This window comes from Nonomuraea bangladeshensis (assembly GCF_039529455.1).
GTDB lineage: Bacteria > Actinomycetota > Actinomycetes > Streptosporangiales > Streptosporangiaceae > Nonomuraea > Nonomuraea bangladeshensis.
In genome coordinates this window covers 63,889-86,433 of sequence record NZ_BAAAMV010000010.1, presented here as the reverse complement: position 1 = coordinate 86,433, position 22,545 = coordinate 63,889, and the positions used below count along the sequence as shown (strand labels likewise).

The 22,545-nt window shown below is 70.5% G+C and carries 19 protein-coding genes; 11 read left to right on the top strand and 8 right to left on the bottom strand.

The features are described 5' to 3' along the window. Positions 1 to 12: 12 nt before the first annotated feature. From ABD292_RS32885 to ABD292_RS32870, 4 genes are read right to left on the bottom strand one after another with little or no spacing between them, the layout of a single operon-like run. Entirely contained in the window at positions 13 to 390 is a 378-nt protein-coding gene (locus ABD292_RS32885; RefSeq protein ID WP_344214221.1) for a cupin domain-containing protein, read from the bottom strand. Next, a complete protein-coding gene (locus ABD292_RS32880) occupies positions 387 to 2,204 on the bottom strand; it encodes a dipeptide ABC transporter ATP-binding protein (RefSeq protein WP_344214219.1) in 1,818 nt (605 codons plus the stop codon). The genes ABD292_RS32885 and ABD292_RS32880 overlap by 4 nt, the downstream gene beginning before the upstream one ends. After that, positions 2,201 to 3,052: an ABC transporter permease gene (locus tag ABD292_RS32875; RefSeq protein WP_344214217.1), complete on the bottom strand. Its 852-nt coding sequence runs from the start codon at positions 3,050 to 3,052 to the stop codon at positions 2,201 to 2,203. Before ABD292_RS32875 ends, ABD292_RS32880 begins: the two co-directional genes overlap by 4 nt. After that, on the bottom strand, positions 3,052 to 4,014 hold the full coding sequence (locus ABD292_RS32870) for an ABC transporter permease (RefSeq protein WP_344214215.1): 963 nt from the start codon (positions 4,012 to 4,014) through the stop codon (positions 3,052 to 3,054). Before ABD292_RS32870 ends, ABD292_RS32875 begins: the two co-directional genes overlap by 1 nt. A gap of 348 nt (positions 4,015 to 4,362) precedes the next feature. On the opposite strand from ABD292_RS32870, the gene ABD292_RS32865 reads away from it, so the two are divergent. The 4 genes from ABD292_RS32865 to ABD292_RS32850 are packed head-to-tail and all read left to right on the top strand — an operon-like array spanning position 4,363 to position 9,468. Beyond that, entirely contained in the window at positions 4,363 to 5,979 is a 1,617-nt protein-coding gene (locus ABD292_RS32865; protein WP_344214213.1) for an ABC transporter substrate-binding protein, read from the top strand. Positions 5,980 to 6,038: 59 nt separating this feature from the next. Next, positions 6,039 to 7,097, top strand: coding sequence for an aminotransferase class V-fold PLP-dependent enzyme (locus tag ABD292_RS32860; RefSeq protein ID WP_344214211.1), 1,059 nt, complete (start codon positions 6,039 to 6,041; stop codon positions 7,095 to 7,097). Between the two features lie 29 nt (positions 7,098 to 7,126). Next, complete coding sequence (locus tag ABD292_RS32855; protein WP_344214209.1) at positions 7,127 to 7,510, top strand: RidA family protein; 384 nt, start codon at positions 7,127 to 7,129, stop codon at positions 7,508 to 7,510. Next, positions 7,507 to 9,468, top strand: a complete 1,962-nt coding sequence (locus ABD292_RS32850) for an amidohydrolase family protein (protein WP_344214207.1) — start codon at positions 7,507 to 7,509, stop codon at positions 9,466 to 9,468. Before ABD292_RS32855 ends, ABD292_RS32850 begins: the two co-directional genes overlap by 4 nt. Before the next feature lie 51 nt (positions 9,469 to 9,519). Here the strand turns inward: ABD292_RS32850 and ABD292_RS32845 are convergent, their stop codons facing one another. Together ABD292_RS32845 and ABD292_RS32840 are read right to left on the bottom strand one after the other, a co-directional pair. Further along, the gene (locus ABD292_RS32845; RefSeq protein ID WP_344214205.1) at positions 9,520 to 10,959 is read right to left on the bottom strand and encodes an aldehyde dehydrogenase family protein; all 1,440 of its coding nucleotides are present in this window, start codon (positions 10,957 to 10,959) and stop codon (positions 9,520 to 9,522) included. A 66-nt stretch (positions 10,960 to 11,025) separates the two neighbouring features. After that, complete coding sequence (locus ABD292_RS32840; protein WP_344214203.1) at positions 11,026 to 11,562, bottom strand: MarR family winged helix-turn-helix transcriptional regulator; 537 nt, start codon at positions 11,560 to 11,562, stop codon at positions 11,026 to 11,028. A gap of 92 nt (positions 11,563 to 11,654) precedes the next feature. Here ABD292_RS32840 and ABD292_RS32835 point away from each other — a divergent pair, with 92 nt between their 5' ends. From ABD292_RS32835 to ABD292_RS32805, 7 genes are all read left to right on the top strand, one after another. After that, on the top strand, positions 11,655 to 12,617 hold the full coding sequence (locus tag ABD292_RS32835; RefSeq protein WP_344214201.1) for an MBL fold metallo-hydrolase: 963 nt from the start codon (positions 11,655 to 11,657) through the stop codon (positions 12,615 to 12,617). A gap of 4 nt (positions 12,618 to 12,621) precedes the next feature. Beyond that, positions 12,622 to 14,166: an FAD-dependent monooxygenase gene (locus ABD292_RS32830; RefSeq protein ID WP_344214199.1), complete on the top strand. Its 1,545-nt coding sequence runs from the start codon at positions 12,622 to 12,624 to the stop codon at positions 14,164 to 14,166. 124 nt (positions 14,167 to 14,290) lie between these two features. Beyond that, positions 14,291 to 15,478, top strand: coding sequence for an N-methyl-L-tryptophan oxidase (gene solA / locus ABD292_RS32825; protein WP_344214197.1), 1,188 nt, complete (start codon positions 14,291 to 14,293; stop codon positions 15,476 to 15,478). A 54-nt stretch (positions 15,479 to 15,532) separates the two neighbouring features. Next, positions 15,533 to 16,828: a spinster family MFS transporter gene (locus ABD292_RS32820; RefSeq protein ID WP_344214195.1), complete on the top strand. Its 1,296-nt coding sequence runs from the start codon at positions 15,533 to 15,535 to the stop codon at positions 16,826 to 16,828. Further along, the gene (locus ABD292_RS32815) at positions 16,825 to 17,340 is read left to right on the top strand and encodes a VOC family protein (RefSeq protein ID WP_344214193.1); all 516 of its coding nucleotides are present in this window, start codon (positions 16,825 to 16,827) and stop codon (positions 17,338 to 17,340) included. Before ABD292_RS32820 ends, ABD292_RS32815 begins: the two co-directional genes overlap by 4 nt. 7 nt (positions 17,341 to 17,347) lie before the next feature. After that, on the top strand, positions 17,348 to 18,556 hold the full coding sequence (locus ABD292_RS32810; protein ID WP_344214191.1) for a metal-dependent hydrolase family protein: 1,209 nt from the start codon (positions 17,348 to 17,350) through the stop codon (positions 18,554 to 18,556). Next, positions 18,553 to 19,875 (top strand): APC family permease, encoded by a 1,323-nt coding sequence (locus ABD292_RS32805; protein WP_344214189.1) that lies wholly within the window; start codon positions 18,553 to 18,555, stop codon positions 19,873 to 19,875. Before ABD292_RS32810 ends, ABD292_RS32805 begins: the two co-directional genes overlap by 4 nt. Before the next feature lie 31 nt (positions 19,876 to 19,906). Here the strand turns inward: ABD292_RS32805 and ABD292_RS32800 are convergent, their stop codons facing one another. Together ABD292_RS32800 and ABD292_RS32795 are read right to left on the bottom strand one after the other, a co-directional pair. Next, positions 19,907 to 21,142 carry a helix-turn-helix domain-containing protein gene (locus ABD292_RS32800; protein ID WP_344214187.1) on the bottom strand — a complete coding sequence of 412 codons (1,236 nt, stop codon included), beginning with the start codon at positions 21,140 to 21,142 and terminating at the stop codon, positions 19,907 to 19,909. A 53-nt stretch (positions 21,143 to 21,195) separates the two neighbouring features. Next, entirely contained in the window at positions 21,196 to 22,509 is a 1,314-nt protein-coding gene (locus tag ABD292_RS32795) for an MFS transporter (RefSeq protein WP_344214185.1), read from the bottom strand. Positions 22,510 to 22,545 lie beyond the last annotated feature (36 nt).

Sequence of the window (22,545 nt, the reverse complement as noted above, 5' to 3'; positions counted from 1 at the left end):
CGATGGTGAAATTCAGGTTTTGTTGAGACTCTCGAATACCAGCAGCACCCGGGCCGGCGCGTCGCCGTCGTTTCGCGTCTCCCGGACGCTTCGCCGGGCGATCGCGATCGAGTCGCCCTCGGTGAGGTCATGCACGGCGCCGTCGACCACGATCCGGATCCGGCCGTGCAGCACCAGATACTGCTCCACGCCGACCGGCTCGTCCCCGTGATGATGCGCGCCCTCGCTGGTTCCCGGCGGGAAGTCCCAGACCAGGATCTTGAAGCCGGCGCCGGCGACGGTGTCCAGGCGGCGCAGCCGGGTGGTTCCCGTGCCGTCGTGAGCCGCGGTGACCTCCTGGGTGCTGCCCGGCGCGAGGTCCAGGACCGGAGGCGGCTCGGGTGCGGTCATGACCCCACCGCCGACGGTTCGGCGTCGCCGGCTTCCGGGACGGAGGCCACGAGCTGGGCGGTGTAGGGGTGTTCCGGCGCGTCCAGCACGGTGGCGGTGGTGCCGCTCTCCACGATCTGCCCGTGCCTCAGCACGATGACGCGGTCGGTCATCTGCCGGACCACGGACAGGTCGTGGGTGATGAAGAGCAGGCTCGTGCCCAGCGCCGCGCGGATGCCGCGCAGCACCTCCAGGATCTGCGACTGGACCGAGACGTCGAGGGCCGCGACCGGCTCGTCGCAGATCAGCAGGCGCGGTCGTACGGCCAGCGCGCGGGCGATGGCCGCGCGTTGCCGCTCGCCGCCCGACAGGGCGCTCGGCCGGCGCTCGGCGTAGCCGGCGGGCAGGCCCACCAGTTCCAGGAGCTCGGCGACCCGCGCACCGTGGTCACCGGTCTCCCGGCTGACGGCCACCGCTTCGGCGAGGGCGGCCCCCATGGTGAGCGACGGGTTGAGCGAGGCGTAGGGATCCTGGAAGACGACCTGGACGACACGTCGTACGGCGGCGCGCCCGGCGCGGCCCAGGGCGCGGTAGTCGCTGATGTCGGTGCCGTCGAGCGTGATGGAGCCCGAGTCGGGCCGGATCAGCCCGAGGATGCTGCGGGCGATCGTGGTCTTGCCCGACCCGGTCTCCCCGACGACGCCGAGCGACTCCCCCGCCGTGATGGTGAAGGAGACGTCCCGCACTGCCGTCGTGACGCGCGCCCGTCCCAGGAGGGGCTGGGTGCGATAGGTCTTCACCAGGTTCTCGACGCTCAGCAACGGCTTGCCCCGCGGTGGTTCCGGGGGTGTGGCGGGAACCGAGAGCCGGGCTTGGGTGTCGCGGAGCAACGGACGGATGTCGTCGATGCGCAGGCAGGCGGTGGCGTGCCCGCCGCCCGCATCGGCGAGTGCGGGCCGGGCGGCCGTGCACGCCTCCTCCCGCCACTGGCACCGTTCGGCGAACGGGCACACGTGCGCGACGGTATCGGCGGCCGGGACGCCGCCGGGAATGGAGGTCAGGTCCGCGACGTAGTGCGACACGGGCGGTTCCGCCAGGAGCAGTCCCGTGCTGTAGGGGTGCTCGGGCGCCGCCGCGAGCTTCTGTGCGGGCGCGTCCTCCAGGACCGAACCGGCGTACATGACCAGGATGCGATCGCAGGCCGAGAAGGCGACCCTCAGGTCGTGCGTGATGAGGATGAGGGCCATGCCGCGCTCGTCGCGCAGCCTGCGCAGCAGGGCGAGCACGTCGGCCTGGGTGGTGACGTCCAGCGCGGTGGTCGGTTCGTCGGCGATGAGCAGGTCGGGGTCGCCGGCCAGCGCGGCGGCGATCGCGACGCGCTGGCGCATGCCGCCGGAGAGCTGAAAGGGGTATTTCCCGGCGACGGTGTCGGGGTCGAGGCCGACCTCGCGCAGCCGGCGGGCGATCTCGCCCCGATCCCCGCGCGCGGCGTTGGGCAGCGATTCGCGCAGGTGGGCGCCAATGGTCTGCAGGGGGTTGAGCGCGGTGAACGGATCCTGGAGCACCATGCTGAGGCGGGTGCCGCGCAGCGCGCGCAGCCGCCGCTCCGGCAGGCCGAGAAGGTCGACGCCGTCGAAGCTGATCCTGCCCTGGGCGCGGACGTTGTCGGCGAGGACCTGGGCGACCGCGCGGGCGGTCATGGTCTTCCCGCTGCCTGATTCACCGACGATGCCGAGGGTCTGTCCCTGGTGCAGGTCGAAGTTCACCTCGCGGACGAGGGTACGGCCGGTGGTGGTGTGCACGTTCAGGTCCCGTACGGACAGCAGGGGCGTCATCGCTGCTCACCACGGCTGGAATAGCGGTCGTACATCCAGTCTCCTATGAGGGTGACGCCGGCGGCCGTGACGATGATCATGAGGCCGGGTGCCAGGGACATCCAGGGGTTGACCGTGAGCAGGGCCTGCCCCTCCTGCAGCATCGCGCCCCAGTCGGGAGTGCCGGGCGGGGTGCCGAGACCGAGGAACGACAGCCCCGACAGGCCGATGAGGGCGCCGACGAAGTCGAGCAGGAAGGTCGCGATGACGGTCGGCGCGATGTTCGGCAGGATGTGCCGGAACATGATGCGCGGACCGCTCAGTCCGAGGGTGCGTGCGGCCTCGATGTACGGCAGCCGAGTCTGCACGAGCGTCGCGCTGCGGCACAGCCGGATCTCGGCCGGGACCGACAGCACGGTCAGCACGGCCACGGCGAACCAGTAGCCGCCGCCCACGACGCCGACGACGACGATGATCACCAGGAGGCCGGGCAGCGCGTACATCAGGTCCGCGAACCTGTTGGTGACGGCGTCGACCACGCCGCCGTAATAGGCGGCGATCATGCCCAGGGTGGCGCCGATCAACACCGTGCCCGCCGCGACAACGAGAGGGCCGGTGACGGCGATCCGGGTGCCGGCGATGAGCTGCGACAACACGTCCCGGCCGAGCGAGTCGGTGCCCAGCGGGTGGCCGGGCCCGGGGCCGGCCGCGCCGAGCAGCAGGTCCTGCTCGGCCGGATCGTGCGGGGTGATCCATCCGCCGAACAGGACGAGCAGCACGACGAGCCCGGCGGCGACGGACCCGGCGATGACGAGCACCGGTACCCCGCCCTTGGCGCGGGGCGGTGCGGAGGTGACGGCGGTGGCCATCAGGCCTCCTTCACGGTGAAGCGGATGCGAGGGTCCAGGGCGAGTGAGATCAGGTCGACCACCAGGTTGATGACGATGACGAACAGGCCGAGCAGCATCGCCATGCCCTGCACCACCGGAACGTCCTTGTTGGTGACGGCGGCGAGCAGGAGGGAGCCGGCGCCCGGGATGGAGAAGACCTGCTCGACGAACACCGCCGAGGAGAGCGTGGCGATCATGATCAGCCCGGTGCTGGTGATGACGGGCAGGGAGGAGTTGCGCAGCGCGTAACGCAGCAGCACCCGCGCCGGGCTGAGGCCGCGCAGGCGGGCGAAGGTGATGTAGTCCTGCCGCATGACGGTCAGCATCGAGGCCCTGGTCTGCCGGATGACGATCGCCGACAGGACGGTGGCCAGGGCGATCGCGGGCAGGGTGAGGTGGGTGATGCGGTCGGCGACGCCGCTGCCGATCCCGTAGATGGGGAACCAGCCGAGCTGGGCGCCGAAGACGTACAGCAGCACGATGGACAGTACGAAGGACGGTGCGCCGACGGCGACGGTGGACAGCAGCGACACCACGCGGTCCACCGCGTGGCCGCGCCGGATGCCGGCGGCCATGCCGAGCGGGATGCCGACCAGCGCCACCAGGAGCAGGGCGTACAGGCCGAGCTGCAGCGACAGGGAGATCCGCTCGGAGATCAGCGCCGCGACGCCCGAGCCGGTCTGCACCGAGATCGACTCGCCCAGGTCGAGGCCGAGCAGCCCGGTCAGCCAATGCCCGTACTGGACGATGAAGGGCTCGTCCAGATGGTATTTCGCGTTCAGCGCGGCCACCAGCTCGGGTGAGGCCGGCCGGGTGCCGAGCAGGGTCTGGATCGGCGTGCCGGGGCTGATGGCGAGCAGCCCGAAGACGAGCAGGCTGAGCACGGCGAGCAGGCCCAGGCCGCCCGCCAGACGTTTGACGATGAAGGTCGTGATTGCCATCCAGATCAACTGCTTCCACTGGAGACGGAGCCGCGGTCGTGAGCGGCGCACCGGACGGCGGCAGAGGGTTGGTCGACGGTGAGGCCAAATTTCGTCGAACTATACGAGGCGTGTTGGTCGCTGACAATATGTTGATTCTGTCGTTTACGCACTCGCAACAGCGGGCAGACATTCACCCTGAACAGGGAGATTGCTCATCTCTACAAGGTGTTGATTTATGAGATGCCGCGTGCAACCATCCTGGAACATCGGACAGCGGCCACAGCCCTGCTCCCCCATACGCATCGCCGGGAAGTTCCGTCAGGCTCCGGGTGCGTCATGTCTGCCCTGCAAGAGAGGGAAGTTCCCGTGCCGCAGATCTCCCCCCGATCATTGGTCCCTCCGGTCGTCCTCCTGGCACTCCTGGCCACCGGATGCGCCGCCGGGCCCGCCACCGACGCGCCGCCCGCCCGCCTGACCGACCGGACCATCCCCACTTTCACCTGGGCGACATTGGCACCGGTGACCTCGCTGGACTGGGCCCAGAGCGCGCACACCAGCGTCACTGGAATGATCATGTCCACGGTGACGGAACCCCTGGAACGCCTATCCTCGACCGGCGAGCTGACGCCGAACCTGGCGTCCAAGGTCAGCGAGCCCGATGATAAGACGATCGTGTACACGATCCGGGAAGGCGCGCGCTTCTCCGACGGCTCGCCCTTGACCGTCGAGGACGTCGTGTGGAGCATCGAGCACTGCAGCGACCCCACCAGCCGCACCGGCTCGGGGGTCCAGGTCGCCGGTGTCGAGGCGACCGGCCCGATGGAGGTCACGGTCAAGCTCAAGAAGGCGAACCCGTCCAACCGGGCGGCGCTGGCGCTGGCCGTCCTCGTCCAGCAGGCGAAATTCGCCGAGGCCCACGCCGCCAAGCTCGGCACTTCCGAGGCCGTGCCCATCGGTACCGGCCCCTACCAGGTGTCCGAGTACACCAGCGAACGGGTGACCCTGACCCGCAACCCCCACCACTGGGGCGCCAAGCCCGCGCCCGACAAGGTGGTGTTCACGCCCATCACCGACGACAACAGCCGGCAGCTCGCGCTGCGCGGCGGCTCCATCGACGGCGGGCCGGTGACGAATCTGCAGGCCGGGCAGCGGTGGCGGGCGCTTCCCGGCGTCACCGTCTACTCCACCCCGTCGCTGGGGCAGGACTACATCTTCTTCGACATCAAGCAGCCGCCCTTCGACGACGAGCACGTGCGCAGGGCCATCGCCTACTCCCTCGACCGGGCCGCTCTGGCCAAGGCGGCCTTCGGCGAGTTCGCCGTCCCGGCGCAGGGGCTCGTGCCCGCCGGCCACCTCACCGGGGTCGCCGGCTCGGCCGAGGCCGCCCGCGGCTTCCTGTCCTCCCTGCCGCAGTACGGTCACGATCCCGCCAAGGCGAAGGAGGAGCTGGCGCGCTCCGGCCACCCGCAGGGCTTCACCACCACGGTGGACTACATCTCCACCTATCCCTGGCAGAAGCTCGTCCTGCTGAGCCTCCAGGAGAACCTCAAGCCGCTGGGCATCACCATCAAGGCCAACACCATCACCTCCACCCAGTGGGGCGCCGACTTCTTCGGCCGCAAGCTGAAGGGCATGAACATCCCCGTGCCGCTGTCGCCTTCCTCACCTGACCCCTCCGGCCTGCTCGGGCTGCTCGCCGGCAAGGAGAACACCGGCAAGGGCGGGTTCAACGTGGGCAACTGGACGAGCCCGGCGGTGGAGGACGCGGTGAAGGTGGTCAACAGTCCCGGCCCCGCCGCCGACCGGTGGGCGGCGACCCAGCGGCTCCTCACCGAGGCCGCCGATGACGTGCCCTACATCCCGCTGTTCTCCGAGAACACCGTGTTCGCCCTCAGGCAGGGGTTCGCCTTCGCCGAGCCGGAGCTCGACATCTACGATCTGGGCTCCGGCGCCTGGGTCCACCAGGTCAAGGCCACCATGTGAGCCTCGCACCAGCCGTCGCGAGGCCTTTGACCAGCAGGAGATCCATCATCACGACCGACTTGAACGCGCGCTTCCCCGGCCGGCCCGACGGGCCCTACCTCGACACGGCCTCCATCGGCCTGGTTCCCGCGGCGGTCGCGCGCGCCGTCCAGGACTGCTACGACGCGCTCGGCGCGGGCGTGCGGGGCATGTCCCGCGTGCGCGAAGGCGTCGAGCGGACCCGCGAGGCCATCGCGCGGGAGTTCGGCGTCGAGGCGGATGACGTGTCGTTCGCCGCCAGCACGGGTGAGGCGATGAATGCCGTCGCCAGGGCCGTCCCGTGGCGGGACGGCGACGAGGTGCTGATGCTGACCGGCGAGTTCCCCACGGTGAAGTGGCCCTGGAGCCGGCTCGGCGACGGCGTGCGCCTGGTCGAGGTGGACCCGCAGCCCGGTGACGACCGCCTCGGCGCGCTGCTGGCCGCCATCACCGACCGCACCCGCGTCGTGGCCGTCTCGCACGTGAGTTCCTTCACCGGCACCCGCATCGACCTGGACGTACTGGGCCGCGCGTGCGCCCGCATGGGCGCCCTGCTCGTCTGCGACGGAGCCCAGGCGGCCGGCGCCATCCCCGTCGCACCGGCTCAGGCCGGCTTCTACATCGCGACGGGCTACAAGTGGCTGCTGGCGGGCTTCGGCATCGCCGTGATGATCAGCTCCGCGTCCGCCCGCGCCGGACTGCGGCCGACGTTGCTCGGGCACGCCAACGTCCCGCCGTCCACGCAGCTCGCCTACGGCATGCCGAACTTCGCCGGGATCCACGCATTGGGGGCTGCCGCCGCCGTCCGGCGGGAGATCGGGTTGCCCGCCATTCACGACCGGGTCGCCAGGCTGGCCGACCGCATCTACCTGGAGTGCCTGGAGCTGGGACTCGCGCCGGTCGCCGACCCGTCCCGGATGGGCGGCATCGTGAGCCTGGCGGGCGTGGCCGACGTGCCGGCCGCCGTGCACGCCCTCGCCGGCGACGGCATCACGGTGGCCGACCGCGGCGGCCTGCTGCGCATCTCCGCACACTTCTACACCACCGACGCCGACTGCGACGCGCTCGTGCGCGCGCTGGCGGCCCTGCCCACCACATGAGGCTGACCCTCACAGCCGGAAGGACCTGCATGTCGAAGAGAGTCATCAACAGCGGCTCGGCGCTCGGGCCGTACTCATCCGCGGTCGTCGCCGGTGACCACTGCTACGTCGCCGGTACAGGCGGCCTGGTCCCCGGCACGGCCCAGGTCGTGGAAGGGGGCATCGAGGCCGAGATCCGCCAGACCATGGACAACCTCCAGTCCGTCATCACCGAGGCCGGCTTCCGCATGGACGAGGTCGTCTCCGTCACCTGCTACCTGCGGGACATGGCCGACTGGCCGCTGCTGAACAAGATCTACAGCACCTACTTCACCGATGAGCCGCCGGCGCGCGCGGCCGTGGCCGTGGGCGACATGCCCGCCGGCCTGAACGTGGAGCTCACCTGCATCGCCTGGCGGGGAGGCCGGTCATGATCGAGCGTTTCAGCGTCTTCGGGGCGGCCGTACGCGTCGGCGAGATCACCGCGACCTACGACGGCGACCGCATCCACCTGGACTTCGGCGTGTTCAACAACGGCAGGGGCGCCAAGTTCGAGGAGCGCCTCCTCTTGAACGCCGACCACGTCCCGCTGGAGTGGAGCATCGATGGCACCTCGCTGATGGGCGGCGCCGTACAGGAGAGGCTCGCCACCGACGGCCACGTGCAGTCGTGGAGCAGCCAGGCCGAGGAAGGCAGCGACGACAGCCCCGGCCTCAAGCTGTACCTGGCCGCCGACTGCAGCTCCTACGCCCCCTGGATCTACGCCCGGGCCGCGCTCGCCGCCGGCGGCACCATCGAGGCGCTGCCGGCCGGGTCGGTGCAGGCCAAGCCGTTCACGCAGGTGGACCTCAACGGCACCACCATCGACGTGTACGCCGTCACCGGCGCGGCCCTCACACCGCAGTACGTGCTGATGGACGCCGACGAGCGGCTGATCGCCACCAGCGGCGGCACCCTGAACTTCTCCGACCTGCTCGTCCGCGACGACTTCGCCGAGCGGGTACCCGAACTCACCGACCTGATCGCCTCCCTCACCCGCCGCCACCTGGAGGAGATCCAGTCCCGCGTCCGGCACCACCACGACGTTCCCGTCCGGATCCGCGACGTGCGCATCTTCGACCCGGATCGGGGCGAGCTGACCGAGCCCATGTCGGTGACGACCTACCGCGGCAAGATCACCCTGATCGAGCCGGAGACCACGGCGGCCGGCCTGCCGGACGAGGTGGTCGTGGACGGCGCGGGCGGCACGCTCCTGGCCGGCCTGCACGACATGCACGCGCACGTCTCCGGGTGGTCGGCGCTGTTCTACATCGCGGCCGGCGTGACGACCATCCGCGACATGGGCAACGAGAACGAGGTCCTGCTGGACCTGACGACGCGCATGGACACCGCGAAGATCGCCGGGCCGACCGTCGTGCCCTCGGGTTTCATCGAAGGGCGCAGCGACTTCTCGATGAAGCTCGGCATCATCCCCGAGACCCTGGACGAGGCGTTGCAGGCCGTGCGCCGCTACGGCAGCCTCGGCTACCACCAGATCAAGATCTACAACTCGATGAACCCCGACTGGGTGGCGCCGATGGCCGCCGAGGCGCACCGGCTCGGCATGCGGGTGGTAGGGCACGTGCCCGCCTTCAGCAGCCCCGACCGGGTCATCGAGGACGGCTACGACGAGATCACCCACATCAACCAGCTCATGCTGGGCTGGCTGATCTCCCCGGAGGAGGACACCCGCACGCCGCTGCGGCTGACCGCGATGGCGCGCTCCAAGGACCTGGACCTGGACTCGCCACCTGTGCAGTGCACGGTGAACCGGATGGTCGAGCGCGGGATCGGCCTGGACACCACGACGGTCATCCTGGAGCGCCTGATGCGCAGCCGGACCCGCACCGTCGCCCCCGGCGACCGCGCCTACCTCGACCACATGCCCGTCAGCTACCAGCGCGCCCGCAAGCGCACCTACGTGCCCTACTCCTCGCAGGAGGAATTGGACGCCTACGAGGAGTCCTTCGGCAAGCTACTGGAGGTGATGAGGCTGCTGCACGAGCGAGGGGTGCGGATGTGGCCGGGCACCGACGACGGCACCGGCTTCACCGTGCACCGCGAGCTGGAGCTGTACGCCGCGGCGGGCCTCACCCCCGTCGAGGTGCTGCGCATCGCGACCCGTGACTGCGCGGCGCACCTGGGGCTCGGGCACAGCCACGGCAGCATCGAACGCGGCAGGAGCGCCTCCTTCGTACTGCTCGACGGCGACCCGACGCGGGACGTCAGCGCTGTACGCAACATCCGCATGGTCGTCAAGAACGGCGACCTGTACTTCCCGCACGACATCTACCGCGAGCTGAACATCAAGCCCTTCCTGCCTCCGCCGGCCGTGTCGGCACCTGCGGAATGACGGCAGCGGGGCCGGTCCGCCGACCGGCCCCGCTGCCCGTGGCAGGGTCGTTCAGCCGCCGTAATAGGTGAACACCGACTTGAGCTCGGTGTACGCCTCGATCGCATGCCGGCCCATCTCCCGTCCCCATCCGCTGGAGCGGACGCCGCCCCAGGGCGCCGTGCGGTCCACCGACGGCGGCATGTTGACGAACACCGAGCCCGCCCGCAGCCGGTTCGCCAGGCGGTTGGCGACGGCGAGGTCCCGCGTCCAGACGCTCGCCGCCAGCCCGTACTCGCTGTCGTTGGCGCGCTCCACGATGGCGTCCAGCTCGTCGGCGTCGTCATAGGACAGCACCGACAGCACCGGGCCGAAGATCTCCTCACGCGCGATGGCCATCTCGTCGCGCACCCCGGCGAAGACGGCCGGCTCGACGAAGTAGCCCTTCCGGTCCGGGCGACCGCCGCCGGTGACGAGTTCGGCTCCCTCCTCGACTCCGGTGCGCACGTAGCCGAGGACCTTGTCCAGGTGGGCCGCCGAGACCAGCGGGCCGAGCTGCGTCGCTTCGTCCAGGCCGGGGCCGAGGGTCATCGCGCCGACCGTGGCGGCCAGCTTGGTCACGAACTCGTCGGTCCGCGCCTGGTCGACGTAGAAGCGCGAGTAGGCGGCGCACACCTGGCCGCTGTTGGCGACGCCGGCCATGGCGTTGGCGCGCACGGCCACGTCGATGTCGGCGTCCTTGGTGATGATGCTGGGATTCTTGCCGCCCAGCTCCAGGGTCACCCGCTTGAAGTTTCCCGCGCTCGCGCGCACGATGGAGCGCCCGACGGCGGTCGAGCCGGTGAAGGAGACCTTGTCGACCCGCGGATGGTCCACCAGCGCCTGCCCCACCTGCCCGTCGCCGGTCAGCAGGTTGACGACGCCGGGCGGGAACCCGGCTTCCTCCGTCAGGCGCACCAGCCGGATCGCGGTCAGCGGCGTCTGCTCGGCAGGCTTGATCACGATGGTGTTGCCGGTGGCGAGCGCGGGCGCGGCTTTCCAGGTGAGGATCATCAGCGGGAAGTTCCACGGCGTGATGAGCGCGCAGACCCCGACCGGCTCGACCTTGGTGTACTGCAGCGCGTCCGGGTAGGAGACCGGGCTCACGCTGCCCTCGATCTTGGTGACCCAGCCGGCGAAGTACCGGAAGTGCTCGGCCGCGGAGATGGCGCCGCCACGCGAGAAGGCCAGCGGCATGCCCTGGTCCCTGGTCTCCAGCTCCGCGAGCTCATCGGCGTGCTCGTCGATGAGGTCGGCCAGGCGGAAGAGCAGCTTGGCGCGCTGCTGCGGCGCCAGGTCCCGCCATCGGGGATCGCGCAACGCGCCTTGGGCGGCGTGCACGGCGGCATCGACGTCAGCGGCTCCGGCGTGGCCGACCTCCTCGATGACCTCCTCCGTCGCCGGATCCACGGTCGTGAAAGCGCCGCCGGAAGCCTCCGCCCACTCGCCGCCGATGTAGAGCCTGCTGGCCATGGCCTCCCCTTCCGGTACGAATGTCAATGAACCATAGAGCACATCAACAAAGTTTGGAAGAAGAGCTCAGGCCCGGCGCCTGGCCTGTGCCGCGCCGGCTCCGCCCGCGAGCTTTTCGAGCAGGGTGACGAGCGTGCCGCGCTCGGCCTCGGTGAGCGTCGCCGCCCAAGCTCGCTCACGACCATTGTGGGCGAGAAACGCATCAGTGATCGCCACACGGCCGTCCGGGGTGAGGCTCAGCTCGACGGCACGCCGGTCATGCTCGGCCTGCCTGCGCGCGACCAGGCCGTCGCGTTCCAGGGTGTTGACCAGGGCGGAGACGGCGGCCCGGCTCATGCCCGACAATTCGGCCACGCGTTTGGCCTCGCCGGGGCCGGCGAGCCAGAGCACGAACAGCACGCGAAAACCCGGCCAGCTCAGGCCGCGCGGCCGGTGCACGGAGGACTCCAGGTCGTAGACCAGGGCGTTGGTGACCCGGTGCAGGGTCAGCACCAGGCGCATGGCCGCGGGGTCGACCTGCGCGCACTCCCGGCCCATGCGATCGACGGCGAAGTCGACGAACGACAGGAAGTTCAGCTGGCTGGAGTCGGGTCCGGCGGTCATGCAGCAAGGCTACGGGTCTTCCCAACCAGCCACTCCGGCACGTACGATCACGCCTCAATTAGTAAAGGCTTTGATTAGTTGGGAGTGTCGCCGTGGCACAGAAGTCGTTCGCCTCCTCCGCCGACCTGACCGACAAGCCGCAGACCCTGGAGGTGCTCGCCGACGGCGTCTACGCGCTGACGGCCGAGGGCGACCCCAACGTGGGCGCCATCGAGGGCGAGGACTTCCTGGTCTGCTTCGAGGCCCTGGCCACCCCCGTCGCCGCCCGCGACTGGCTCGCGAAGCTGCGCGAGCACACCGGCAAGCCGGTCAAGTTCCTCGTCCTGTCGCACTACCACGCGGTCCGGGTGCTGGGCGCGAGCGCCTTCGCCGCGGAGGTGATCGTGGCGCACGACAACACCCGCACGCTCATCGCCGAACGCGGGCAGCAGGACTGGGAGTCGGAGTTCGGGCGCATGCCCCGCCTGTTCAAGGAACCCGGCTCGATCCCCGGACTGACCTGGCCGACCGCCACCTTCTCCGACACCTTCACCATCGACCTGGGCGGCCGGCGGGGCGAGCTGGTGCTGCGATACTGCGGGCGCGGCCACACCGAGGGCGACATCGTGGCCTGGCTGCCCAAGCAGAAGATCCTCTTCGCGGGCGACCTGGTCGAGTCGCAGGCCGCGCTGTACACCGGCGACGCCTTCCACCGGGAGTGGGCGACCACCACCCTCGATCGGGTGTCCGCGTTCGCCGCCGAGACCCTGATCGGCGGGCGGGGAGCCGTGGCCCGCGGCCGGTCCGACGTCGAGGCCGCCATCGCCCAGACCCGGCACTTCCTGCAGGTCATGCTGCGCGAGGTAGGCGAAGTGCACCGTCGTGGCGGCACCCTGAAGGAGGCGTTCGAGGCCACCCACGCGGCGCTCGCCGACCGGTACGGTCGCTGGCCGATCTTCGAGCACTGCCTGCCCTTCGACGTCTCCCGCCTCTGGGACGAGCTGTCCGGCATCGAGCGACCCGCGATCTGGACGGCCGAGCGCGACCGTGAGGTCTGGAACCAGCTGCAGGGCTGAGCCGATGACCCTGATCGACACCCAGGTGGCCGTGCTGGGCAACGGCCCGGTAGGACAGACGGCCGCGCTGTTGCTGGCCCGCTGGGGCATCTCGGTCGTCCTGCTGGACCAGCGGCCGCACCGCGACGCGGTCGGCTCCAAGGCCATCGTCCAGCAGCGCGACGTGCTCGACATCTGGGAGAGCGTCGGCGCCGGGCGGCGCATCGCCGGCGAGGGCGTCACCTGGACCACCGCCCGCACCTTCCACCGCGACCACGAACTGTTCAGCTACGTCCACGACCAGGCCGGCCCGTCCGCGTTCCCGCCGTTCGTCAACATTTCGCAGAGCCGCACCGAGCAGCTCCTCGACGAGCGCATCGACGCGCAGCCGCTCATCGAGACGCGCTGGGACCACCGCGTCACCGCCATCGCCCAGGACGAGGACGGCGTGACGCTGACCTGCCGGACCACCTCCGGCGAGATCGGCGTGCGCGCCGCCTACGTCGTGGCCTGCGCCGGCGCCAAAGGCGACGGGATCCGCCGGATGCTCGGGGTGCGCTTCGACGGGCACTCCTTCGACGACCGGTTCCTGATCTGCGACATCCGCACCGACCTGCCCGGCTGGGCCACTGAGCGGCGCTTCTACTTCGACCCGCCATGGAACCCTGGCCGCCAGGTGCTCATTCACCCCTGTCCCGGATCGACCTTCCGCATCGACTGGCAGGTCCCCGCCGACCACGACGAACGCGCCGAGGTGGGCAGCGGGGCCCGCGACGCCAGGATCCGCGCCATCATCGGCGACCGACCCTACGAGGTGGTCTGGAGCTCGCTCTACCGCTTCCACTCCCGCCTCGCCGATCGCATGCGCGTCGGCCGCGTCCTGCTCGCCGGGGACCTCGCGCACCTGGTCTCTCCCTTCGGCGCCCGCGGCCTGAACTCCGGGGTGCAGGACGCCGAGAACGCCGCCTGGAAGCTCGCCTTCGTGCTCAACGGCTGGGCCGGTGAGGCGCTGCTGGAGAGCTACCATGCCGAGCGGCACGCCGCGGCACGGGAGAACCTCGACGTCACCACCGCCACCATGCGCTTCCTGGTGCCTGGCGACGAGGCCGGCCACCGCCACCGCCTCTCCACGCTCCGAGCCGCTCGCTCCGACCCCCAGGCCCGCGCAGCGGTCGACTCGGGCCGGCTGGCCGAGCCGTTCTGGTACGTGGACTCCCCGCTGACCACCCCCGACCCTGCCCGGCCGTTCCCCGGTCGGCCACCCCGGGGCGCGACGCCGGCCCCGGTTCCCGGCGTGATCGTCCCCGACATGCCGCTCACCAACTCCGCGACGCGGCTGCGAGAAGTCGCGCGCGACGGGTTCCTGCTGCTGACCGGCGAGAACATCGACGAGCACGCCATAGTCGAAGCGGCACGCCGCGCCACTGCGGCCCCCGTACGTCTGCTGCGCCACTACGCGGGCCCCAGGGAGGTGTGGGTCATCCGGCCGGACGCGCACATCGCGGCGGTGGCGACCGGCCCGGAACCGGTAGCCGCGGCGCTGCGCAGAGCGCTGGCCTCACAACCTTGACGCCGTCTGTCCTACAGGTGTCGAACGCCCGGCGGGAAGATTTCGACTCCGTGTGGCAGACCTCCCGGCGCGGCGCGGATTGACTGGTGCCACCACTCCGGCAGGCCCTGACCAGGGAGGTTGTATGTCCCACCGCTATCGGGCCATTGTCATCGGCTGCGGCGCCATCGGCGCCGCCACCGCCTACTGGCTCAGCCGCCGCCTCGGCGGCGACGTCCTCGTTCTCGAGCAGTACGACCTCGGCCACACCCAGGGTGCCTCCGAGGACCATTCGCGGATCATCCGGCACGCCTACAGCAGGCCGGAGTACACCGCCCTGACACCTGCCGCCTACCAGAGCTGGAACCTGATCGAGCAGAGCACCGGGCTTTCCCTCGTGCAGCGCACCGGCGGGTTGATCCTCGCCGAGTCGGGAACGTCCGGCGCCACGTACCTGACGCAGACCGCCGCCGCGATGAGCGCGGCCGGCCTGCCCTTCGACGAGTTCAGCGGGACCGACGTCACCCGGCGCTGGCCACAGTGGCGGCTCGGCCCGCAGCACCAGGCGTTGTTCGATCCCGAGGCCGGAGTGCTCGACATCCGGCGGGCGACCGCGGCCCATGTGGCGCTCGCCAGGGACAACGGCGCGACGGTGATACCCCGAGCGCAGGTGCAGGCGATCGCGGCGAACGACGCGGGGGTACGGGTTGAAGCCGGGGACGTCGTGTACACGGCCGACACACTGGCGCTGTGCGGCGGCGCCTGGAATCCGGTGCTGCTGCGCATGCTGGGCGCCGACCTGCGCATCACGCTGACCGAGGAACAGGTGACGTACTTCGCGACGACGAAGCTGCGCGACTTCGCCCCGGAGCGCTTCCCGATCTACGGATTCATCGACACGGACGACCTGCTCTACTACGGCTTCCCGATCTATGGCGAGGTCGCCACCAAGGCGGGCATCGACGGCGCGGGGCCGGTCGTCACAACCGAGTCCCGCACCCACGCCGCGGACCCGCAACGGATCCAGCACGTGCGGCGCTTCCTGGAGCGCTACCTGCCGGACGCGCTCGGCCCGGAACTGTACTCCCGCGTGTGCTGCTACGACTTCCCGCCCGACCGGGACTTCATCGCGGACCACGTGCCCGGCCATGACCGGGTCGTGGTGTGCGCCGGAGCCGGGCACGCCGGCAAGTTCGCCGGGCTGCTCGGGCGAATCCTCACCGAGCTCCTGCTCGACGGCGCCAGCCGCTTTCCCATCCAGGCGTTCAGCGCCGACCGGCCGGCCATCGCGGGCGGCGCGCCCGCGGGCCCCGTCCGCTCGAACTCGATCTGATCGCTGCTACCTCAGGGCAACATTGTGAAACAAGATTCCCCCCAGGGCACCGAAATGCCCACCGCCGTGAACGCCCCCGCGGAGCGCGTCCGCGCCTACAGCGTCTACGTGCTGATCCTCCTCATGCTCATCTACTGCATGAACATCGCCGACCGATACCTGGCCTCGACGTTCCTGGAGCAGATCAAAGCGGAGTACGGGCTGTCCGACGCGCAGGTCGGGTTGCTCACCGGCTCTGGCACGGCGCTGTTCTTCGCGGTGGCCTGCATCCCGCTCGGCCGCCTGGCCGACCGGGCCTCGCGGCGCAACCTCATCGTCGTCTCCCTGGCCGTCTGGTCCGTGGCGACCACCCTGTCCGGCTTCGCCAAGAACACCGTGCAGTTCCTGATCGGCCGGTTCGTCGTCGGAGCCGGTGAAGCCGGGGGCACACCCGCCTCCTTCTCCCTGCTGGCCGACAAGTTCCCGCCCAGGCAGCGTACGGTCGCGATGTCGATCTTCACGACGGGCTCCTCGATCGGCGGCATGATCGGCACGCTCGGGGCCACGTTCGTCGCCGCGCAGTTCGGCGGGTGGCGGGCCGCCTTCGTGGTCTTCGGCCTCATCGGCGTACCGCTCGCCCTGCTGATGGTGTTCACCGTGCGCGAGCCGGCCCGAGGAGCCCTCGACCCCACGGCGGCCGAGGTCACCGTGCGGGACTCCTCGTTCATCGACACCAGCCGCCATGTGCTCAAGTCACCCGCCCTCTTTCACGTGCTCGCCGCCGGCACCGTCATGAGCCTGTGGGGATGGGGGCTGCTGTGGTGGCTGCCGGCCTACCTCACCCGTTCGGCCGGTCTCGACGCCGGGGCGGCCGGAGGATTCCTCGGCTGGGTCTACGGCATCGGCGGAACGGCCGCGCTCCTCCTCGTGGCCCTCTTCCTGTGGTGGCGAAAGGGCAGCGTCGCGAGCACCATGGCCGTCCTCAAGATCAGCACCTTCATCGCGATGATCAGTGCGATCGCGATCTTCGTCGTCCCCGGGCAGTCAGGGGCGCTGATCGCCACCGCGGCCTTCGCCTGCCTCATCTATTGCTACACCGGGCCCGTGTCCGCGCTGCTGCAGGACCTGTCCCCCGCCACCATGCGAGCGCAGGTGTTCGCGATCTTCACGGTCACCGCCGCCATCACGAACCTGCTCCTGGCCCCGTACCTCATCGGCTCGCTGTCCGACTGGCTCGTGGCGGGCGGACGCTCAGCCGCCGACGGCCTGCGGCTGGCCCTGCTCGTGTGGTCCTTCCTGGGCATCTGGGCCTACGCCCACTACGCACTCGCCCACCGCCACATGAAGCGTGCCAAGGAGGCGTCGTCATGACCGTGATCACCGGCTCGCTGCTCTCCCGCATCAGCGTCGTGGTCCTCGACATCGACCCGCTGATCGACTTCTACCGCTGGACGTTCGGCTGGGAAGTGGTGATCGACGCCGAGTACGGCGGAGACGCAGACTTCCCCACCATCGCCGGCCCGCCCGAGCAGGCGACCTTCCGCATCGTCTATCTCAGCGACGACCAGGCCACGCCGAGGATCGGCTTCCTCGCCTACACCGATCCGCCTTTCGATCCCGCACCGCGCCCGCCACGCACCGCGCTCGGCGACCGTGACGTCATCCTGGCGGTGTCCACCGACGACATCGCCGGCGTCGTGGAGCGGGCCGCGGCGGCAGGCGCCGAGATCCTTCGCGGCCCCAGCGTGCGCGAGTACCGATCCCTGGACGGCTCGTCGGTCCAGCGGGTGTACATGGCGTCCTTCTTCGATCCGGACGGCCACTACGTCGAGGTCAATCAGGAACTCGACGAACGTCCCCGCTCCCCCCGGCTCGACTCATAGGAGTTCCATGTCCACCGCCAACGGCCTGACCATCGTCAACTGCGCCGTCTTCGACGGCGAGTCCGAGGAACTCCTCGACGGCCCCGTACACGTCACCGACGGAGTCATCACCGCAGTAGGTGGTGCCGCACCGGCTGCGGGCCAGGTGATCGACGCCCGGGGAGGCACGGTCATCCCCGGGCTGATCGACGCCCACTTCCACGCGTACGCGATCGGCTTCGACATGCTGGCCCTGGACTGGGCGCCGCGCAGTTATGTGACGCTGGCCGGCGCCCGCAGGCTGACGGCGGCTCTGGCCCGCGGATTCACCACCGTGCGCGACCCGTCGGGCGGCGACCATGGGCTGGCACGGGCGATCGGCGAAGGACTCTTGCCCTCACCTCGCTACCTCTACACCGGGCCCGGCCTGAGCCAGACCGGCGGCCACGTGGACCCGCGTGGGGACAGTGACACCTGCGCGGGCCACGGCCACATCGGTGAGGTCGTGGACGGCGTGGACGCGCTGCGGCGGGCCGTCCGGGAGCGTTTCCGGCAGGGCGCCCACGCCATCAAGATCATGACGTCGGGCGGGGTCGTCTCCCAGATCGATCCCTTGCGCGTCCCCCAGTACTCGGCGGAGGAGGTGCGGGCTGTGTGCGAGGAGGCCGGCAGGCGCGGCAGCTACGTCGCGGCGCACGCCTACTCCCCGGAAGCCATCTTGCACTCGGTCGAGAACGGGGTGCGCAGCATCGAGCACGGCAACCTGCTCGACGCCGGCACCGCCGCCGTGATGGCCGCCCGGGGAGCGTATCTGGTGCCGACGTTGGCCGCCTACGACGCGATGGATCGCCGCGGAGCCGCCTACGGCATGTCGCCGGTATCGAAGGCGAAGAACCTGGAGGTGCTGAATGCCGGGCGCCGCGCCATCGAGCACGCCCGCGTCGCGGGAGTGCCGATCGGGCTCGGTTCGGACCTCGTGGGTGAGCTGGAGGACGAGCAGCTGGCCGCGCTGCGCCTGCATGTGGAGGTGGAGGGCGTCTACCACGCCCTCACCTCGGCCACCTCCGTCAACGCCGACCTGCTGATGCGCCCGGACCTGGGCCGGGTGAAGGCGGGCAGCCCGGCGGACCTGCTGATCCTCCCGGGGGACCCGTTCCAGCAGCCGAGCCTGCTGTGGGAGCAGTCCGAAGGACGCACCGTCATTCAGGCCGGCCGACGGCTGGGGAGCCACGCATGACCGATACCAACAGCGCGGCCGCGGAACCACGAACGCTCAAGCGGTCGGTTCGCCTGATCGACCTCGTCATGCTCGGCGCGGGCACCGCGATGGGCGCCTCCGTCTTCACCGTCCTGGGGCCCGCCACGGCGGTCGGCGGCTCAGGCGTCCTGATCGCCACGGCGCTGGCCGCCGTCCCCATGGCCATCTTCGGGTTCGTCTACGCGTTCATGGCCTCCACGGCGCCCAAGAGCGGCGCCTCCTACGAATGGCAGCACGCCTTCGTCCATCCGGTCGTGGGCTTCGTCGTCGCGTGGCTGCGGATCATGGGCAGCGCGGCCATCATGGTGCTGCTCGTGCGGGTGCTCATCGAGTACCTCGGCATGGTGTGGCCCGCGCTGCCCGGCTGGCCCATCATGCTCGGCCTGTTCCTCCTGGTCTTCGCGCTCAACTTCTTCGGCGTGTCGATCGCGGCGCGGGCGCAGACCGTGATGATGCTCCTGCTGCTCGTCACCTTCGCGGTGTTCGTCGCCGTCGGCGCCCCGCACGCGAGCGCGGAGATGATCGGCCCGGTGTTCGGCGGCTGGGGGCCGATCCTCGCCTCCATCCCGCTGCTGATCAGCCTGTTCCTGGGCATCGAGACGGCCACCGAGGTGGGCGAGGAGGTCGACGACGCCGAGCGGACCGTGCCCCTGGGCCTGGTTCTGGCGCTGGTCCTCACGCTCGTCGTCTACCTGTCGATCTCCGCGACCTCCCTGGGCGTGGCCGGGCCGCAGGTGCTGGCCACCAGCGACGCACCCCTGCTCACCGCCGCCGAGGCGACGATGGGCTCCTGGGCGGTGCCGCTCATCGTCAGCGCCGCGGTGCTGGCGCTGGTCAAGTCGCTCAACGCGGTCTTCCTGGTCTTCTCCAGGTTCGTCTTCGCGATGGCGAGGAACGGCGCCCTGCCCGGCGCCCTGGCCGCGGTGCATCCCCGCTGGGGGACGCCGCACCTGGCCACCGTCGCCGCCTTCGTGGTCGCCTCGCTCGGGCTGCTGCTCTCGCAGGACATCCTGCCCCTGCTGATCGCCGTCAACATCCCGACGATGATGAAGTACTTCGGCACCTGCCTCGCCGGCCTCAACGTCGTGCGCTCGCACCCGGAGGTGCACGCGCGCGCCCGGCTGAGGTTCCGCCGGTCGACCGTTACCGTGATGGCCGCGCTGGGCATGGTGACCGCCGTGGTCATCGCGGTGCTGGGGCTGGCGACGGACTGGCGTCCGTACGCGATCTGCGTGGTGTGGGTCGCCCTCGGCCTGGTCTACCGGTGGGGACGCGGCCGGACGAGGCGGCGTTCCTGACCATTCTTCAGTGGTCTCGCGTTCAGGCCGGTCAGGAGGATCCGCCGGCGGAACGGTTGCCTTCGTTCAGCCTGGCCAGCTTGATCGCGAGGTGCAGCGTGAGCCGGTCCATGCCGTCGTCCATGGACAGCCCGGTGATGGTCTCGATGCGCTTGAGCCGGTAGTACAGCGTCGTCCGGTGCACGTGGAGGGCCTCGGCCGCGGCGGCCACGTCGCCCGCCCGATCGAGGAACCGCTCGGCGCTGGTGACCAGGACGTCGTTGGCCGGGTCGGCGAGCAGGTCGCCGATGCCCGGCAGCGGTAGTTGCTTGGCGAGCTGGTCGATGTCGATGCGCAGCAGCATCGCGAACGGGCCGAGCGCGGACCACGTGGCCACCTCGCCGAAGACCGGCAGCAGGCGCGCCGCACGCGCTGCGGTGACCGCCTCCCGGTGCGCCTCGACCGCGGTGTCCAGGCCCTGCCGTGACCGGCTGATGCCGACGAGGCAGCGCGTCCCCTCGGCCGTGCGGTCCCGCCCCGCCAGCTCTGCGAACCGGCTGCGCAGCCGATCGGCCAAGTCCCGTGCGGTCTGCTCGGTCATGGAGTGCCCGGAGGTCAGGACGACGACGGCTCGCCGGCGCTGGGCGAGCATCAGCACGGACCCCGGCGGCCGGAGCCGTTGCACGTGCTCGGCCGCCGTCTCCAGAGCCAACGACGGATCCCCGCTCTCCCCCTCCACCTCGGCGACCAGGACGATGAGGTGGTCGCCGGCAGTGAGGATCTGCTCCTCGCGCAGCTCTTCGACGGCTTGCCGCCGGTCGTCGGCCTCGGGTGAGATGAGCAGCCGCAGCAGGGACGCGGCCCGGGACCGCTCCCGCTCGTGCAGCAGCATCCGGCGGTACAGGATGACGCCCACGGAGGCGGCCGCCTCCTCGGCCATGCCGATCTCGTCGTCGTCGAGCCGGTGCGGTCCGTCGATGAGCCACAGGAACCCCAGGAGCATGCCTTCGCACCGTACCGGCACGCAGACACGGGGTTCGATGCCGAGTCGGGGGTAGCCGGGCAGGCGTGCCGGGCGGGTCCAGTCCGCCACACCCTGGACCGCCAACCAGTCCCGTATCTCGCGGGAGACCTCGCGGTCCAGGACGGAACGTACCCTTGCCGCGTCCTCATCACCGAAATGGCGACTTGCCGCGATCAGATGGATGGAGGGGTCGTCCACCGCAACCGAGCGCCCGAGCCGCGCGGCGAGGGCGTCGACGATCACCTGGACGTCGTCACCCTCCACCTGGCACCTCTCACCTGGTCACCTGAGCCGCGCGCATGCTGCACCGAGTGTACTCAGCCCCGTCGCCGGCGCTCGGCGGTCTCCGGCATCGCGAAGAAACAGACCGCGGCCAGCAGGAACGCCAGGGCGACATAGACGAAGTACCACATAGGGCGTCCGGTCCCGGCGAGCCAGGTGGCGAGGTATGTCGCCGTACCCCCGAACAGCGCGGTCACGAGAGAGTACGCCAGACCCACGCCCAATCCGCGCAGCTCCGGCGTGAACTGCTCGCTCATCAGCGCGGGGAACGGGCCGTGGAAACCCGTGATCAGCACGATCAGAGGGAGCAGCGCGGCCAGCGCGACGACGGCCGACCCGGACAGGGCGTGCGCCGCCGGCACCGTCGCGACGGCCAGGGCGAGCGCGCTCCAGCCCATCACGGGACGACGTCCGTAGCGGTCCGCCAGCAGGCCCGCCACCGGCATCAACGCGCTGTAGACCACCAGGATGACGCAGTTGACCATGAAGGCGGTCGGCGCGTCCAAACCGGTCTGCCGGGTCAGGTAGGTCGGCATGTACACCGTGAGGGTGTAGAAGCCGACGGTGCCGCCGATGCCGACCCCGATGATGCGCAGCACGCCTCTGGGATGGGTGCGGAACAGGTCGGCGAAGTTCCGTGTCACGCCGGCCCGGTCCAGCCGTGCCTGCCCGGCTGCCGGCGCGGGCGCCGGCACGTGGATCGAGCGGCGCAGCACCAGGGCATAGAGCCCGACGACCGCGCCGACGGCGAACGCGATGCGCCAGCCGTAGGAGGCCATCGCCTCGGCGGAGAGCAGGCCGGTGAGCGCCCAGCCCAGCACCGACCCCAGCAGCACGCCGATGCCGGTGCCGACGAAGATGACCGACGAGTAGAAGGCCCGCCGCTCGGCCGGCACGGCCTCGGTGATCAGCGCGGTGCTGGCCGGCATCTCACCGCCGGCCGACAGGCCCTGAACGATCCGCGCGAGCAGCAGGAGCAGCGGCGCGGCCACGCCGATCTGGTCATAGGTGGGCAGCACGGCGATGATGAGGCTGCCCGCGGCCATCATCACGATGGTGATGTTGAACATCAGGGTCCGGCCGAAACGGTCGGCGAGGTAGCCGAAGAGCACGCCGCCGAGCGGACGGAACAGGAAGCCGATGGCGTAGACGCCGAAGGCGGCCAGCAGCCCGGTGCCGGAGCCTTCGGCGGGAAAGAACCGGTCGGCGAAGAAGGGCGCGAACGCGGCGTAGAGCGTCCAGTCGAACCATTCGATGACCTGGCCGACGCCGGTGGCGACGACGACTTTGCGGCGGGTCGGTGCAGCCGCGATCGGCGACGTGGAGACGGATGGGGGGACAGAGGTCATGGGACCCTCCTGGAACTATGGGGCTGCGGCGAGGCG

What these genes read in the sequence shown, in the direction of transcription:
- ABD292_RS32820 (WP_344214195.1), top strand. Translation starts at nt 15,533, where the DNA reads ATGCCCACCGCCGTGAACGCCCCCGCGGAGCGCGTCCGCGCCTACAGC.
- ABD292_RS32815 (WP_344214193.1), top strand. Translation starts at nt 16,825, where the DNA reads ATGACCGTGATCACCGGCTCGCTGCTCTCCCGCATCAGCGTCGTGGTC.
- ABD292_RS32870 (WP_344214215.1), bottom strand. Translation starts at nt 4,014, where the DNA reads ATGGCAATCACGACCTTCATCGTCAAACGTCTGGCGGGCGGCCTGGGC.
- ABD292_RS32845 (WP_344214205.1), bottom strand. Translation starts at nt 10,959, where the DNA reads ATGGCCAGCAGGCTCTACATCGGCGGCGAGTGGGCGGAGGCTTCCGGC.
- ABD292_RS32885 (WP_344214221.1), bottom strand. Translation starts at nt 390, where the DNA reads ATGACCGCACCCGAGCCGCCTCCGGTCCTGGACCTCGCGCCGGGCAGC.
- ABD292_RS32830 (WP_344214199.1), top strand. Translation starts at nt 12,622, where the DNA reads ATGACCCTGATCGACACCCAGGTGGCCGTGCTGGGCAACGGCCCGGTA.
- ABD292_RS32875 (WP_344214217.1), bottom strand. Translation starts at nt 3,052, where the DNA reads ATGGCCACCGCCGTCACCTCCGCACCGCCCCGCGCCAAGGGCGGGGTA.
- ABD292_RS32810 (WP_344214191.1), top strand. Translation starts at nt 17,348, where the DNA reads ATGTCCACCGCCAACGGCCTGACCATCGTCAACTGCGCCGTCTTCGAC.
- ABD292_RS32850 (WP_344214207.1), top strand. Translation starts at nt 7,507, where the DNA reads ATGATCGAGCGTTTCAGCGTCTTCGGGGCGGCCGTACGCGTCGGCGAG.
- ABD292_RS32795 (WP_344214185.1), bottom strand. Translation starts at nt 22,509, where the DNA reads ATGACCTCTGTCCCCCCATCCGTCTCCACGTCGCCGATCGCGGCTGCA.
- ABD292_RS32855 (WP_344214209.1), top strand. Translation starts at nt 7,127, where the DNA reads ATGTCGAAGAGAGTCATCAACAGCGGCTCGGCGCTCGGGCCGTACTCA.
- ABD292_RS32840 (WP_344214203.1), bottom strand. Translation starts at nt 11,562, where the DNA reads ATGACCGCCGGACCCGACTCCAGCCAGCTGAACTTCCTGTCGTTCGTC.
- solA (WP_344214197.1), top strand. Translation starts at nt 14,291, where the DNA reads ATGTCCCACCGCTATCGGGCCATTGTCATCGGCTGCGGCGCCATCGGC.
- ABD292_RS32880 (WP_344214219.1), bottom strand. Translation starts at nt 2,204, where the DNA reads ATGACGCCCCTGCTGTCCGTACGGGACCTGAACGTGCACACCACCACC.
- ABD292_RS32805 (WP_344214189.1), top strand. Translation starts at nt 18,553, where the DNA reads ATGACCGATACCAACAGCGCGGCCGCGGAACCACGAACGCTCAAGCGG.